Raw genomic sequence first — 15,129 nt, 5'->3', positions numbered from 1 at the left:
GTCGGTGATTCTTATCGTATGTCCTGCAAGGTGAACGCCATGAACGATCCGTTTGTATCCCATGAGTGCGAAGAGATTTGTAGCCGTGTTCGCAACTGCGCAGATCGCTTCAAAGAACTTTGCGACGATTCACAGCACATTTCTAGCGATGCAGAGGCCTTTTGTAGGCGAGCACATCCGCAGCACTACAAGGACTATTTGGAAAGTGTGCGCGACGCTGCACGCATGGCGGTTTCTTGGCAGAATGAGAGCCGCGATGATGCCGTTAGCCATCATCAGCATGATGAAGCGATGATTGATGAATGCGGTGACGAGTCGTTTCCGGCAAGCGACCCGCCGGGGTGGAATGCGGCGCACGCTTAAACGCACGCCAAGTGAAGTCTCTGATGATTCGTGCCACGGCATCGTCTGCTCGACGCGTGCGGAATTGCTCGCCTGCGTGCGGTAAGAGCCGCGCAGCTGTGCTTTTGCGATGCATTGAAAATCCAGTCATCAAAGATCCAGAATGGTGTTTTGCCGATTGCTGAGTGCGATCGAAAAGTTCTGTCGTGCGGCTTGCTCTCCCCGGCAGACGCATAGTCAAGCGGGAGCCGGCATTTTCTTTCGCGGTATCTTATTTGGCGGTGTTGTGTGCGAGTGCGGACACTGTGCGCGGATTGAGCGGAACGAGATCCTGCGGAGTGTCTAACGGCGACTCGATGTACCTGGGCATCCGCTGCGGCGGCTCTTCCGGCGGGTGATCGCACTGGCACACCAGTTGCATTAACTGCTGCGGAATCAGTGTTCAGCTGCAACCAGCGTAAACAATTGGATCTCGCAAACCGCATCGAACCATCGCCGCTGTCGCATGAAAATGCCTCTCCGCGTTTTCAGTTACCCAATCACGCCTCATCGCAGGCGGAAGAACGATGCCTCACAGTGCACTTGCTGATTTGCTGTTTGACCTAGCGGTTCTATTTATCGCTGCGTATCTACTGGCTGCGATTCTGCAGTGGGTTCGTATCCCACCGATCCTTGGAGCCTTGTTTGTCGCGATGGCTGCGCACTACACGCCGATCGGCGACCGTTTGCTTGCTGACGATCTCTACCCGACGTTCAGTTTTGTGGCGCAGATGGGAGTGCTCTTTTTGCTTTTCTTTATCGGCCTTGAAATTGATGTTGCCGAAATGTCATCTCGGGGCCGCGACATCCTTTTTCTTACTGCGATCGGCGCACTGCTGCCGTTTTTGCTTGGTGCCGGCGTCATGCTCTTGTTGGGCTACGGCGTGCTGGTCGCTCTCGTCATTGGGATGACCCGAATCCCGACTGCCGAAGCGGTAATTGTTCCGATCTTGGACGATTTTGGATTGCTTAAAACTCGCGTGGGTCAATTCATCGTCGGGGTAGGAACGCTCGACGACTTCTTTGAAGTGATCTTGGTCGCGATTGTCTCCGTTTGGATTGGGAGCCGCGCCGATGCGCACGACTCGGTGTCCGCCGAAGTTGCCATGATCTTCGCCAGCGTCATCGCGTTTGCTTTCGTGAGCGTCGTCTTGTATCGCTGGGGCATTCGGTGGTTGAGCCGTTTGGTCAAACGAGACACGCGGCAGCTGGTGCTGCTATCGATGGTGATTCTGCTGAGCTTCGGCGCAGCGTGCGAAATGTCTGAACTGGGGATGGTCGTTGGTGCGATCACGGCGGGGGTAGTAATGGCTCCGGTGTTAAAGGGCGACAGGCATGGTGAGCAGGCCAAGGAAGTGTTTCGCAGCGTTGGATACGGTTTCTTTGGTCTAGTTTTCTTTTTCTGGGTGGGGCTGAGTGTCGACTTGGGCGGGCTGTTTACAAGTCCGCTTTTGGCTATTTTGCTCTTTGCCGCGGCGTCGATTGGCAAAATTGGCGCCACACTACTGATGATCCCAATGGGCAGACTTAGTTGGCGAGAGGGATGGACGATCGGAATTGGTTTGGATGCGAGGCTGACAACGGAGATCGTCGTCGCGAGACTGCTCTACGATGCAAACATCATTGAATTGCATTTGTTCACAGCACTTGTCGCGGCAGCCTCGATTTCCGCAATCACAGTTCCGGTTGCTTTTGCGGTTGTCGTCAGTCGCTGGGGCGATTCTCTGAAGGAAACATTGCCCGTTTCCAACGAAGTCGCTCATGTCGCAATCGGCGACCAAGACTCGTTACTTGCCACGGAGCCCCAAGAGCCATGCCCAAAGTAACCTTGATCGAAGAGCCAAGCCAATGCGACGACTCACCTTGGCACGCCATGACTGTCGAGCAAACGACGGCGTTGCTTCATTCGAATGTCACAGCTGGTCTGTCTGACACAGAGGTCGTTCGGCTTCAAGAAAAACATGGTCCCAATGTGCTTTCCGCCACTGATGCCGTTCGCTGGTATCAGGTCCTCGCTAGGCAGTTCACTGATGTCTTGATCCTGATACTGCTGGTCGCCGCAGTCGTCTCGATCGCTGTGGGAGAACTCACGGACGCCGTCACAATTCTCGCGATCGTGTTGCTCAACGGAATGCTGAGTTTCGTCCAAGAGTGGAAAGCGGAGCGCGCGCTTGAAGCGTTGACCGAAATGCTAAGCCCGCGTTGCCATGTGATCCGAGAGGGGAAAGAACAAGAGATTGATGCAGTGACGCTAGTTCCCGGCGACCTCGTTCTGCTCGAGATCGGCAACCGTGTGCCTGCTGACTTGCGTCTCGTTGAAAGCATGAATCTGAAAATTGACGAGTCCGCATTGACGGGCGAATCGATGTCGGTTTTAAAGCATGTCGATGCCCTGGCGAAAGACACGCCACTCGCCGAACGGGCATCGATGGTGTGGATGGGAACATCGGCAACGAACGGGCGAGCGTTGGGGATTGTCGTTGCGACCGGGGCAGATACTCAGTTCGGCAAGATTGCCCAGTTGACCGAAACGATTGAAAGAGAAACAACGCCTCTGCAGCAGAAGTTAGGGGTTCTGGGAACGCAGCTCGGTTTTGCAGCCATTTTTGTCTCGGTCATGGTTGCGGTTGCGGGCTGGGCGATGGGCAAACCCGTGCTGGAAATGTTTCTGACCGGTGTCTCGCTGGCAGTCGCTGTGGTTCCAGAAGGACTGCCCGCTGTCGTCACGCTTACGATGGCACTTGGGATTCGTGCAATGGTTCGCCGCAAGGCTTTGCTCCGACGACTGCGAGCCGCAGAGACTCTTGGTTCGGCGACCGTTGTTTGCACCGACAAGACGGGAACGCTTACGCAGAACCAGATGACGGTCCGGGAAATTTGGTTACCCAATGGAACCGTCAGTGTGACAGGTGTCGGTTATGATCCCGCAGGGCACTTCGAAGTAGACGGGCAGCAGATCGACTACCACCAGCGCGACGATCTAATTGCGTTGTTGGACACCGGTACCCATTGCAATCACGCGCGGCTGGTACACGACGGAGATCGTTGGACGGAGAGCGGGGAGCCAACCGAAGCGGCGCTGCTGGTGGCCGCCTACAAAGCTTGGCGAGGCGAGGAAAAGCCCTCAGACGTCGTGCATGAGTTGTCGTTTAGTTCGACCCGAAAGCGGATGACGGTCGTGAAGCATGGACCAACGGGATTGGTTGCTCACTGCAAAGGCGCACCCGAAGTAATCATGCCGCAATGCACTCGCATTGGTCATGGCAACGATGTTCGTCCACTCACTGCCGATGACCGCGCGAAAGCGGAATCGGCGTACCAACGCATGGCGGAGAGCGGACTGCGGACGTTGGCCATCGCGTATCGCGAACTTCCCCAAGGTTGTCCGCTGGACGAAGGTCACGTCGAAGACGAATTAGTCTTGTTGGGAGTCGTGGGTATGTTGGACCCGCCGCGTTTGGATGTCCCCGCCGCGATTCGGATGGCTCTGCAGGCAGGGATTCGCGTGTGCATGATCACCGGAGATTCGGCGGCGACCGCCCAGGCCATCGCCAAAAAAATTGGTCTATCGGCAACAAAAGCACTCACTGGTAGCGACTTGGTCAAGTTGAGCGATCAAGAACTTTGCGACGCTCTTCAGGAGGAGATCGTTTTTGCACGAACGACGCCTGAGCACAAATTAAGAATCGTCAAGGCTTTTCAGGATCAAGGGCATGTGGTCGCCATGACTGGCGATGGAGTCAACGATGCTCCGGCCTTAAAGAAAGCGGACGTCGGCATTGCAATGGGATTGCGTGGGACAGACGTCGCCAAGGGGGCGTCGGACATTGTCCTGACCGACGACAAATTCAGTTCCATCATCGGCGCTGTCGAAGAAGGCCGTCGGCAGTACGACAATATTCAAAAATTTGTGCGGTATCTTTTGTCATCCAACGTCGGTGAAGTCGTTGCGATCTTTGTGAACATTCTGATAGGCGGCCCCCTGATCTTGCTCCCCGTTCAGATACTTTGGATGAATTTAGTAACCGACGGGATGACGGCCGTCGCGTTGGGGCTTGAACCGGCCGAAAAGTCCGTCATGCAACGCATGCCAATCAGTCCCCGGGAACCCGTACTCAACAAGTCTGGCATCGCTATTATTCTTGGCCTCGGAACTTACATCGGTCTGGCAGCTCTCTTACTATTCCATTACTACCTCCACAGCGACGACGCAGGGACCGCCGCACTCGCGGAAACGGTCGCCTTCACTGGCATCATCATGATTGAAAAGGCGAATGTCCTGAACTTCCGGTCTCTTCACTCGCCGCTCACCCGCGTCGGTTTCTTTACCAACCCGTGGGTTCTAATTGCGATCGCGGTCACGGTTGCTCTGCAGGCCTGCGCGGTCTACGTCCCCTTCCTGCAACATGCTCTCCACACCACACCACTGCGTTGGTTCGACTGGGCGTTGATCATCATCGTTGCTGCGCCGATCTTTATCGTTCCCGAAGTCGTCAAGTGGTTTCGTTCGCGAACGCCTTAGCTTCGCCGTTCGCGTGCAAGGTGTTGTCATCGTCTGAAAATCCAGTATGCGTGACGCCGGTTTTTGATCGCAGTAGCCCAAATCGCTGATACGCAGGCGAGCAGGTTGTTTCCGCGCCCTACCGCACTACCTTGTGCAGCCGGCTCTCTGATATTCGGGGGAGAAGCTTCTCCAAGCGGAGAAGCGATCGTTGAACGTTTCCGTCGTGCCGCAATGGCGAACTGTTTGTTTGCCGACGCATCATCTAGGACCCCAGCGTGATGATTGATCGCAGCAATCGTTTACACTTGCATTTGGCTAGGCAAACGGAATTCGTGTCGCCTCGCTCCTATTAGTGAAGTGCAACCATCGTAAATCAGCATGATTCTTACCACTATCGACTACGTTGTGATCGCGGTTTACTTTACCGTCACGATTGGGATCGGCCTTTGGTTTCGCAATCGAGCCAGTAAAGATATCGCGGAATACTTTGTCTCGGGGCGATCATTGCCATGGTGGATCGCGGGCACTTCGATGGTCGCAACGACCTTTGCCGCCGATACTCCCCTCGCTGTCACGGGGTTGACCATCCAGCACGGTTTGGCCGGAAATTGGGTTTGGTGGTCGTTTGCGTTGGGCGGCATGATCACGGTTTTTGTCTACGCAAAGCTCTGGCGCCGATCTGGGGTGATGACGGATGTCGAACTGGTTGAGATGCGATATTCGGGCAAACCGGCGGCGCTGCTGCGTGGATCGCGAGCCATCTATATCGCACTGCTGGTCAATCCGATCATTATCGGATGGGTGACTTCGGCCATGTTCATGGTGTTGGACGAAACGATTCTGTACGAGATGCCAGCGTCAGCGATTGAAGAAACGCTGTTGGGCGAACGTGCGCTGTCGGTTCGTCCCTGGCTGATCATATTTGGGACGTTGGTTCTGGTTGGCGTTTATGGCACTTTGTCTGGGATGTGGGGCGTTGCAGTCGCCGACGCAATGCAATTTTGCCTGGCGATGTTCGGTTGCGTCGCGTTGGCTTGGCTGGCGATCGCCCACTTTGGCGGTGCGTCGCAATTGGAGGCGAAGGTGATCGAAAGCTTTGGCGAAGGTGGCACCGCCGCGTTTGACTTGATCCCCAATTTTTCGGGCGAAAATGCTTGGATGCCGGTCCACGTTTTCCTGCTGCTGTTGTTGGTGCAGTGGTGGGCAACATGGTATCCCGGTGCTGAACCGGGGGGCGGTGGCTACGTGGTGCAACGAATGGCAGCCTGCAAAGACGAACGGCATTCGCTGTTGGCGACGCTTTGGTTCCAGGTTGCTCACTACTGCGTGCGACCCTGGCCGTGGTTGATTGTTGCGTTGGCGGCACTGGCAATGTATCCCGACCTGCGGCAGGGGGAATTGGCCGACCCTGCGTTTAACTCGGGCGTTGGTTTCCCACGTGTGATGCGAGACCTGAGTCCTCCGGGACTTCGCGGTTTACTGACCGTGACTTTTTTCGCCGCGTTTATGTCGACTTTGAGCACTCAAATGAATTGGGGCGCATCGTATTTGGTGCGAGACGTTTATCAACGCTTTCTGCGGCCGGACGCGACCATGGCACAGTTGAACAGAGCATCACGATACGCTTCATTGATCATTTTGGTCGCGGGCGGAATTGCTTCGGTTTTGATGTTTGGCCAGTCGGTCGATGCCGCGTGGCAGTTGCTGCTGGCGCTGGGCGCAGGTACGGGCGCGGTCTTTATGTTGCGGTGGTTTTGGTGGCGCATCAATGCTTGGAGCGAAATTGTGTCGATGTTTGGATCGCTCATCTTTTTTGTGTCGGTCGAGCCGTTGGCGATCATGACGGGCCTGGCAACTGCCGATGTTGCAGGACCTGTGCTGGGGCCCGAAGTCAAAATGTTTTCGGTCGCAATGTTGACGATTTTGTTGTGGTTGCTGGTGACGTGGCTAACACCACCGACGGACGCAGAGACGCTTGATCGTTTTTATCAGAAGGTTCGGCCGGGCGGTCGATTTTGGAAGCCGGTGGCTAATCGCAATCCCGACGTGGTGGTCGATCGAGATTTGGGGCTGTCGTTAGTGGCTGCGATCTCGGCAACGGGGATCGTCTACAGCGTTTTGCCTGGAGTTGGCAATTTGATCTTTGGGCACTACTCAGCTGCGTTGGTATGCGGCATCGTCGCCGCCATATTGACGGTGGTTGTGGCCATGCTGGTAAATCGTTTAACAAAAGACGTCTGACATGGGGCGATTAACGAATGGGCGATCGACACTTCGGAGCTCCATTTGTTGGAGTAGAGTGGTCGTCGCGGCAACAGGTTCAAGTTGGTCGACGTCAGCTTGGGGCGTTTTACATCCACGGGAAAAAAATGTGATGAGATTACTTTCGCTAGTCCTTCTGTTTGCACTGGGCGGAGTCACCGCTGCGGACGAATTCGACGTTTACTTATTGGCCGGTCAGTCGAACATGGACGGTCGAGGCAGGGTAAGTGACTTGTCGTCGGAGCAAATGAATCCGGTCGCGGACGCAATCATCTTTTATCGCAGCGTCCCGCACTCCAGTGATGGGTGGAAGTCGCTGACACCTGGATTCAGCATCCCTCCTAAGCACAAGGGCGGTTTGCCTTCCCCGACATTCGGGCCCGAAGTCGGTTTTTCCAAGGCAATGTTGGAAGCGAAGCCAGGTACCAAACTTGCGTTGATCAAGGGCTCCAAGGGTGGCACCAGTCTGCGAGCGGATTGGAAGCCCGGAGTCGCGGGAGATCCCGATACGCAGGGGCCACGCTACCGTGATTTTGTTGAAACGATTCGATTGGCGACCGCGGAATTGCAGCAACGTGGTGACCAATACAAGCTTCGCGGTTTGCTATGGCATCAAGGAGAATCAGACTCCAAGGCAAAGAGTTCGGTTTACCAGAAGCGACTGGAGGAGTTCATTGCGAGGATTCGCCAGGACGTTGGTGTCGATGATTTGCCGGTCGTCGTCGGCGAAGTGTTTGACAACGGCAAACGCGACGGCGTCCGTGCCGCGATCCGAAAAGTGTCGGAAAGCGTCCAGGGCGTTGGATTTGTGCCGGCGAGTGGTCTCACGACATCCGATGAAGGCACACATTTTGACGCAAAGAGTCAATTGAAATTAGGGCAGCGTTTTGCCGATGCGATTCGTGATGTTCAATCCAAGGGGGTGGCGTCAAGCAAGCAGCGAATCGTCTGCTTTGGTGACAGTATCACCAAGCGAGGGTTTCCAGCAATCTTGGCCGAGTCGCTGGATGTCGATGCAATCAATGCTGGCGTCGGTGGACACACATCTTCCGAGGGGCTGCGTCGAATTCAAAAAGATGTCTTGAACCAGAAGCCGGCGGTGACGGTAATCTTTTTTGGTACCAACGATATTCGGGTCGATAACGATCGGAAGCATGTTCCGCTGGAGAAGTATCGGGACAACCTCAACGCGATGATTACGTCGTGTCGAAAAATCGGATCCGAGGTCGTCGTATGCACGCTGCCACCGATCAACGCTGAACCGTTTTTTACTCGGCACGAACGCAGTGACTTTGGTGACGTGGCTGGATTGGAACAGGCCCAGGCCAGCTATCGTGCCGCGGCGATCGATGTTGCCACAGCCAGCAGTGTGCCAGTCGTTGACTTGCAGATGTTGCTTAAGCAAGAGCCTCAGTGGATGAGCGGCGATGGTGTCCACCCGAGTGAAGCGGGCAACCAAATTATTGCCAAGCACATTGCCGAAGCAGTGGCCCCGTTGCTCAGACCGAAACCAAAGCCGCCGTCATTGCTGGACCGAAAATTGGGACAAACACCTAAACCAAATGTTCTGTTCATTTCAGTCGATGACCTCAACGATTGGGTCGGATGCTTGGGCGGCAACCCTGATGCCCAAACTCCCAATCTTGATGCGTTCGCCAAACGAAGTGTCTTGTTTGACAATGCCCATTGCCAAGTCGCTCTCTGCAACGCTTCGCGCAGTAGCGTGCTGACGGGACTTTACGCATCGACGAGCGGGATTTATGGCAACACAACCAAGCACGCGACCGATGCTTACAAAGACGCCACGCAGATGCCGGTGTGGTTTGGCGAAAATGGCTACCGCACGATGTGCATGGGCAAGATCTACCACAATGACCACGGCAGGAAATCGTACTGGGACGAAATCGGACCAAAGACACTTCGCTGGGGACCGGAACCGCCTGGCGGTCGCCAATTCACAAAGCGATTTGGGACCGATGCAAAGGACACGCTCGCGTGGGCGGCGCTGGATATCGAAGAAGGGGGCATGCCTGACGAACAGATTGCGGCCTGGGGAATCCAGCAACTAGATCAACCACGCGACGAGCCGTTCTTTCTGGCATTGGGATTCTACAAACCGCATACACCGATGACGGCGCCCAAAAGGTACTTCGACCAGTTCGATCGAGATTCGTTGACGATGCCCAGGGTACTAGAAGATGACTTGTCGGACGTACCCGAACTAGGACGCCGCTGGGTTCTTGACCGGCAAAAATTGATCGCCGAAAAAGCCGTTCAACAGTACAGCCCGACCTACCGTCGCGAATTGGTGCATGCGTATCACGCCTGCGTCTCATTGATCGACGACTGTATCGGCCAAGTACTCCAACGCCTTGCCCAAAGTCCTCATGCCGATAATACGATCGTCGTGCTTTGGTCCGATCACGGCTGGCATCTGGGCGAAAAAAATCACTGGCGAAAGTGGATGCCCTGGGAAGAATCGACTCGCAGCCTAATGATGGTTCACGTTCCTGAGGCTTTAGCCAACGGCAGCGTTTGCAGTCGAACTGTCGGCTTGATTGACATTTATCCGACACTCGCCAAACTTTGCAACCTTGAATCCCCCGAAGGGCTTGAGGGCAGGAGTTTCCATTCGCTGCTTTCCAACTCACAGTCTGCTTGGGAACGCCCCGCATTGACGTCTACGACCGAAGGCAATCACACCGTTCGTTCGGAACGCTGGAGGTACATCCGGTACGTCGACGGAACTGAAGAGCTCTATGATCATCACAAAGATCCCGACGAATGGCACAATCTCGCCCACGAACCATCGCTAGTCCCTGTCAAAAAAGAACACGCCAGTTGGATCGATCAACTGACTGCGGGAGAAAGAACGAGATGAAAGTAACTATGAATCGCTTCGCGAATCGTTCAGAATCTCGCATCGCAAGGGTGCCCGCGTCTTTAATCAGTCTTGCTGTTTTGGGCGTGCTTTGGATTGCAGGCACGGCCGCGTCCGCGAGCGACCCCAACATTCTTTTTATCCTTGCCGATGATTTGGGCTACGGAGATTTGGGCTGTTACAATCCGTCGTCAAAAATCCCCACGCCGAATTTGGATCGCCTAGCCAAGCAAGGCATGAGATTCACCGATGCGCATAGTCCGTGCACGGTTTGCACGCCGACTCGGTTCAGTTTGATGACCGGGCAGATGGCGTTTCGCGTGCCCAATGGCGGCCGCGTCTTCAGTGGCGCCGGTGGCCCGTCTTTGATTGCGCCAGGTCGGTCGACATTGCCAAGCATGCTGCGAGATCAAGGTTACACAACGGCCTGCTTCGGAAAGTGGCACATTGGTCTGACGTTCTTGGATAGCGACGGTGACCCAATCCACGACGGTAGTCCCAAAGGTGTGACGCAGATCGACTATTCGCGCGACATCATCGGCGGACCGCTCGATTGCGGGTTTGACCAGTTTTTTGGGACTGCATGCTGCCCCACGACCGATTGGTTGTACGCTTTCATTGACGGCAAACGAATTCCGGTTCCGCCGGTCGCCAAGCTTAATAAATCGAAATTACCAAAGCATCCTTACGCGAATGACAACCGCGGCGGTGTGGTTGCGCCGGACTTCGATTTGGAAGAGGTCGACATTAAGTTCTTGCAGAAGAGCCAGCAGTTTTTGAAGAATCATGTCCAGCAAGCCACTGGCAAGCCGTTCTTTTTGTTGCACTCTACGCAAGCAGTTCACTTGCCTTCGTTTCCTGGGAATGCGTTTAAAGGAAAGACTCAGTCCGGGCCCCACGGCGACTTTATCTTTGAGCTCGACTACGTCGTCGGCGAATTGCTGAAGTCACTGGACGAACTGGGGATTGCCGACAACACCATCGTGATGTTTTCCAGCGACAACGGCCCCGAGGTGCCGACGGTATACCACATGCGTCACGATCATGACCACGACGGTGCGCGGCCATGGCGAGGCGTCAAACGTGACAATTGGGAAGGCGGCCACCGCGTCCCGTTTATTGTGCGTTGGCCTGGCAAGGTTCCGGGAAATTCGACCACGGGTCAAATCACGTCACTGACCGACGTGATGGCGACTCTGGCGGACGTCGTCGATGCCGATGTGCCTGACGATGCCGGTCAAGATAGTTTCAGTATGCTGCCAGTGATGTTGGGCAGCGACGACGGCAAGCCAATCCGGCCGTATGTCTTGATGCAAGGTTTCTACGGTGGTCGCAAACTGGCCATTCGTCAAGGAAACTGGAAGTACTTGCACCATCAAGGATCCGGTGGAAATAACTATGCCAGTCATGCGATGCTCAAGGAATACGCCTTGCCGGAGTTAGCACCCGAAGCGCCGGGACAGTTGTATGACCTGGAATCTGATCCTGGCGAAACGACGAACCTTGTGTTGAAACATCCGGAAGTGGCTCGCGAGCTTCGTGCGTTGCTGGACGCATCGATGCAAGCTGGCCGAAGTATTCCGTGATGTTGTATTCCGTCCGCCTATGCGATGTGAGCGAGTGTTTCTTGGCTGTCTATCTCCCGGTTTTCTCCCCCAATTGCGAACTGATGATTCTTAAACGACGACTGTTTTCCTTGGCTTGCTTTTCGGTGCTCGCCTGTGCCGTTTGCACAACCCAGTCGGCGGGACAGTCGGTGTTGGATGTGTTTCCCGATTCAACCGTCAACGTTGCACCGCATCCGCGCGGCCAGACAACGTTTTCCGCCGACTTCATTCCTAGTGAAAGTTTGTGGGATGAACGGTTGGACGAACGCCCTGTCTTTTTGAGCGAGATGGCGCATGCGCAAGATGAGAGTAACTCCTTCAAGTTGCGAATCGGCCAGGGCGGACAGATCTATTCCTTGCGAGGCCCGTTTGGCGAAAGCGTTCCGCCGTCTTGGCGTTCGCCAGGTGGCAAGGTTTCGCCTTGGAACGACGAAGTCTGGCAGTTCGTTGCGGTTTGCTCTCGTTACAACGGGATGGACGGACGGGCCTATCGCAAGTTGCCCAGCGAGACGCTCCAACGTATCAAGCAGTCACCGTTCGGCGATACATTCTTTATCCACAATTCGGGAGCCTATATTCCTGGCGACTCGGCAGTCAAATCACTGTACTGCCCCCTGCTTGCGTCTGCAGTAAATAAAAAAAAGCGCACGTTTCGAATGCTTAACTGGGGGCTTGTCCCGCAGATCAAAACCATTCATCGTTCGCCGTTACTTTACTACACACAGATTCGCGATGCGGGCGACGGTGTAATTGAACTGACCTGGGCCGTTCATAACTTTAGCGTTCGAGACGACATTGTTTTCGATCACCTCAATGCGCCGTGGGGAGGGACGCGGATCAGCAGTTTGCCACTTCGTTTCGTCAGTGCGCCTGACGGAAAGTTGCTGCAACGCGAGGGCTTTCTCAGCGAGTATGGAACGGTTGATGTGCGTGATACCGGCGGCTGGAATATTTCGTGTGCAACTGACGATGACGATAGCCCCAGTCTTGCCTTGGTTTATGGCCGTGATCGACATCTGGAAACGGAATTGGCTCGAAAAACGTCCGGCCAACCGTATTGCCAATTCAAACACTCGCTATACCGCGACTGGCGTGCAAGCGAACCTTTCTACAAGAACAAATGGAAGGACTGGGCCACGCGACCCGAGAACAGTTTTCGCAACTATGACGTTTGCGAGATCATTCCCAAGATCCAAATTGTCCCGGGAAGCACGATCTGGTTTCGTAGCTATCTGGTCGTTGGAAACAAACGCCAAGCAATGCAGCAAGCGACCCAGTTGGTTGATCAAGTCGACTACGGGCTGCTTACCTTCGACCCGGCGACGTCTCCGATGATGAAAGTGCGTTTGAAGAAAGGAGCACCTGTGTTTGAAACGTTTTCGCAGCCCGTTCCTGGAACCAAACCTTTGCTGCGGATTCGCAACACAAAGACCGATCAAGAAATCGTGACAACCGACCCGTATTTTTTCGTTAAGAAAGAGCAGGTCGATTTTGGTTTGCCAGTGGATCATCGTGATCACGACTACTATCGCGAAACGGTTGGCTACTCGATGGACCAAAATAGTAGCGATTGGCAGTCGCTGGTTGGCTACGCTTACGAAAACAAGCCCGCCGTTGGCAATTGGCAGCGGCTCTCGTCATTGTTTGACACCGATGCTTTTCCCAAGCCTGACGCCTTCCATCTGGATCTTTGGGTCAAAATTCTCCCAAGCGAATGACGTGGCGATCGTTCGTTTCGTTGTAAGATGGCTCGAGGGGCGTCAAGTGGTTTAGCAAGATTTTCACCAGATGCAGATGAACATCGAAGCACAATGAACTTGCTGCCCACGTTCGCGTCCATCGCAGACGTCAGACGCCGATCAATATCGAAAGAAAGTAGTAAGCAACATGCGTGGAACTCGCAGCACTGACATGCGATGCAATAAAGTGGTGTTGGAACGTCGTCGATTCGGCGGGGAACCAGTAATGACCACGAAAGACACTTCTGTCCTGCGCATTCAAATCCAATACGATCAGATGAAACGATTCGCCATCGCGGTCTTGTTCCTTGCATGCTGCACCACTCTAGCTGTGGGGGCTGACGTCGCCGCAAGTGAATTACCAAAACCGAACATTGTTGTCTTTCTGGCGGACGACATGGGGTGGGGAGATTCGTCAACGTACGGACATCCGACGATTAAGTGCCCCAACCTCGACAAACTGGCTTCGCAAGGAGTCAAGTTCACGCAGTTTTATTCCGCGTGCGCCGTGTGCTCACCTTCGCGGTCAGCGATTCTGACGGGGCGTACACCGTATCGAAATGGCGTCTGGCGACATTTGTCGGGACTGCATGAAGCTCATCTGCGTCGTACCGAGATTACCTATCCGAAACTCCTGAAGACAATCGGTTATGAAACATGCCACGTTGGAAAATGGCATCTCAACTCAAGGCAGCACTTTGCCAACCCAGACTTTCCTCAGCCGGGCGATCACGGTTACGACTACTGGATGGCGACTCACAACAACGCCAGTCCCAGTCACAAGAATCCCGATAACTTTTACCGCAATGGCGAGCCCGTTGGCGAACTGAACGGCTATTCCGCTCCTTTGGTTGCCGCTGAAGCGTCTCGCTGGCTGACCAAATTACGCGACAAATCAAAGCCATTCGCTCTTTCAGTTTGGGTGCACGAACCGCATTCACCGATTGCGACCGATCCGGAATTTGCTGAGATCTACGATGACCATGACAATAGCAAATACATGGGCAATATCACTCAGCTTGACCATGCTCTTGGGCAAGTTATGCAGACGCTCGATGACGAAGGTGTCAGCGACAATACCCTGTTGATCTTCACGTCGGACAATGGTCCAGTTGCCAATTTCGGTGGTACGACCGGCGGACTGCGTGGCGGAAAGCGAAGTGACCACGAAGGCGGAATCCGTGTGCCGGGCGTGGTGCGCTGGCCTGGCAAAATCAAGCCGGGCACCACCAGCGATGTCCCCGTGATTGGCACGGACGTTTTTGCCACCGTGCTGGATATCACGGGAATCCCGCTCCCGGCTGATCGCACCATTGATGGTGTCAGCATGGTGCCAGCGTTTTCGGGAAAACCGGTCCATCGCCCCGTTCCGCTTTTCTGGCGGACTCATGTTTCGCCTCCAGGCGATCGCGTCGCGCTGCGCGTCGGTGATTGGAAATTGGTTGGCGACGAAACGCTGACGAAATTTCAGTTGTACGACATCCAGAAAGACTGGAAAGAACAAAATGATCTTGCCGCCAAAATGCCAGAGAAAACGGACCAGCTAAAAAGGCAGCTCTTTGAAGTATGGAAGTCCATCGAGTCGGAGGGCCCCGACCAATGGTGGAAATCAGAGCGTCAAAAGCCAGCCAGAGGCGGAAAGATAAATTACTAGCGTCAAGCCGGTAGACGTTTGCGGAAGCGGTTTTTGTGCGGTCGCATCGTCGTTTTCCTAGAAGCCTTTTTAGTTGATCGGCAACCCAGGCCATACACGCG

8 protein-coding genes are annotated in these 15,129 nt (G+C 54.6%); all 8 read left to right on the top strand.

Features of this window, described 5'->3' with window-relative positions:
• Positions 1–39: 39 nt before the first annotated feature.
• Entirely contained in the window at positions 40–363 is a 324-nt protein-coding gene (locus tag K239x_RS22075) for a hypothetical protein (protein ID WP_145420533.1), read from the top strand.
• 545 nt (positions 364–908) lie between these two features.
• Entirely contained in the window at positions 909–2,207 is a 1,299-nt protein-coding gene (locus K239x_RS22070) for a cation:proton antiporter (protein WP_145420532.1), read from the top strand.
• Complete coding sequence (locus tag K239x_RS22065) at positions 2,195–4,903, top strand: cation-translocating P-type ATPase (RefSeq protein WP_145420531.1); 2,709 nt, start codon at positions 2,195–2,197, stop codon at positions 4,901–4,903. Before K239x_RS22070 ends, K239x_RS22065 begins: the two co-directional genes overlap by 13 nt.
• A gap of 360 nt (positions 4,904–5,263) precedes the next feature.
• A complete protein-coding gene (locus K239x_RS22060) occupies positions 5,264–7,126 on the top strand; it encodes a sodium:solute symporter family protein (protein WP_145420530.1) in 1,863 nt (620 codons plus the stop codon).
• A gap of 133 nt (positions 7,127–7,259) precedes the next feature.
• Positions 7,260–10,028, top strand: a complete 2,769-nt coding sequence (locus K239x_RS22055; RefSeq protein WP_145420529.1) for a sialate O-acetylesterase — start codon at positions 7,260–7,262, stop codon at positions 10,026–10,028.
• Positions 10,029–10,036: 8 nt separating this feature from the next.
• Complete coding sequence (locus tag K239x_RS22050; protein ID WP_145420528.1) at positions 10,037–11,614, top strand: sulfatase family protein; 1,578 nt, start codon at positions 10,037–10,039, stop codon at positions 11,612–11,614.
• An 83-nt stretch (positions 11,615–11,697) separates the two neighbouring features.
• Complete coding sequence (locus K239x_RS22045; RefSeq protein ID WP_145420527.1) at positions 11,698–13,353, top strand: hypothetical protein; 1,656 nt, start codon at positions 11,698–11,700, stop codon at positions 13,351–13,353.
• A gap of 169 nt (positions 13,354–13,522) precedes the next feature.
• Positions 13,523–15,028: a sulfatase family protein gene (locus K239x_RS22040; protein WP_419189266.1), complete on the top strand. Its 1,506-nt coding sequence runs from the start codon at positions 13,523–13,525 to the stop codon at positions 15,026–15,028.
• The last annotated feature ends 101 nt before the right edge of the window (positions 15,029–15,129 follow it).

Origin of the sequence: Stieleria marina, assembly GCA_007741555.1 — a bacterium.
In the GTDB taxonomy this organism is placed as follows: Bacteria; Planctomycetota; Planctomycetia; order Pirellulales; family Pirellulaceae; genus K23-9.
This window is presented reverse-complemented; position numbering and strand designations above follow the sequence as displayed.

Bases quoted from the DNA above. Each gene is read 5' to 3' on its own strand.
- K239x_RS22075 (WP_145420533.1), top strand. From the start codon at position 40: ATGAACGATCCGTTTGTATCCCATGAGTGCGAAGAGATTTGTAGCCGT.
- K239x_RS22070 (WP_145420532.1), top strand. From the start codon at position 909: ATGCCTCACAGTGCACTTGCTGATTTGCTGTTTGACCTAGCGGTTCTA.
- K239x_RS22065 (WP_145420531.1), top strand. From the start codon at position 2,195: ATGCCCAAAGTAACCTTGATCGAAGAGCCAAGCCAATGCGACGACTCA.
- K239x_RS22060 (WP_145420530.1), top strand. From the start codon at position 5,264: ATGATTCTTACCACTATCGACTACGTTGTGATCGCGGTTTACTTTACC.
- K239x_RS22055 (WP_145420529.1), top strand. From the start codon at position 7,260: ATGAGATTACTTTCGCTAGTCCTTCTGTTTGCACTGGGCGGAGTCACC.
- K239x_RS22050 (WP_145420528.1), top strand. From the start codon at position 10,037: ATGAATCGCTTCGCGAATCGTTCAGAATCTCGCATCGCAAGGGTGCCC.
- K239x_RS22045 (WP_145420527.1), top strand. From the start codon at position 11,698: ATGATTCTTAAACGACGACTGTTTTCCTTGGCTTGCTTTTCGGTGCTC.
- K239x_RS22040 (WP_419189266.1), top strand. From the start codon at position 13,523: ATGCGTGGAACTCGCAGCACTGACATGCGATGCAATAAAGTGGTGTTG.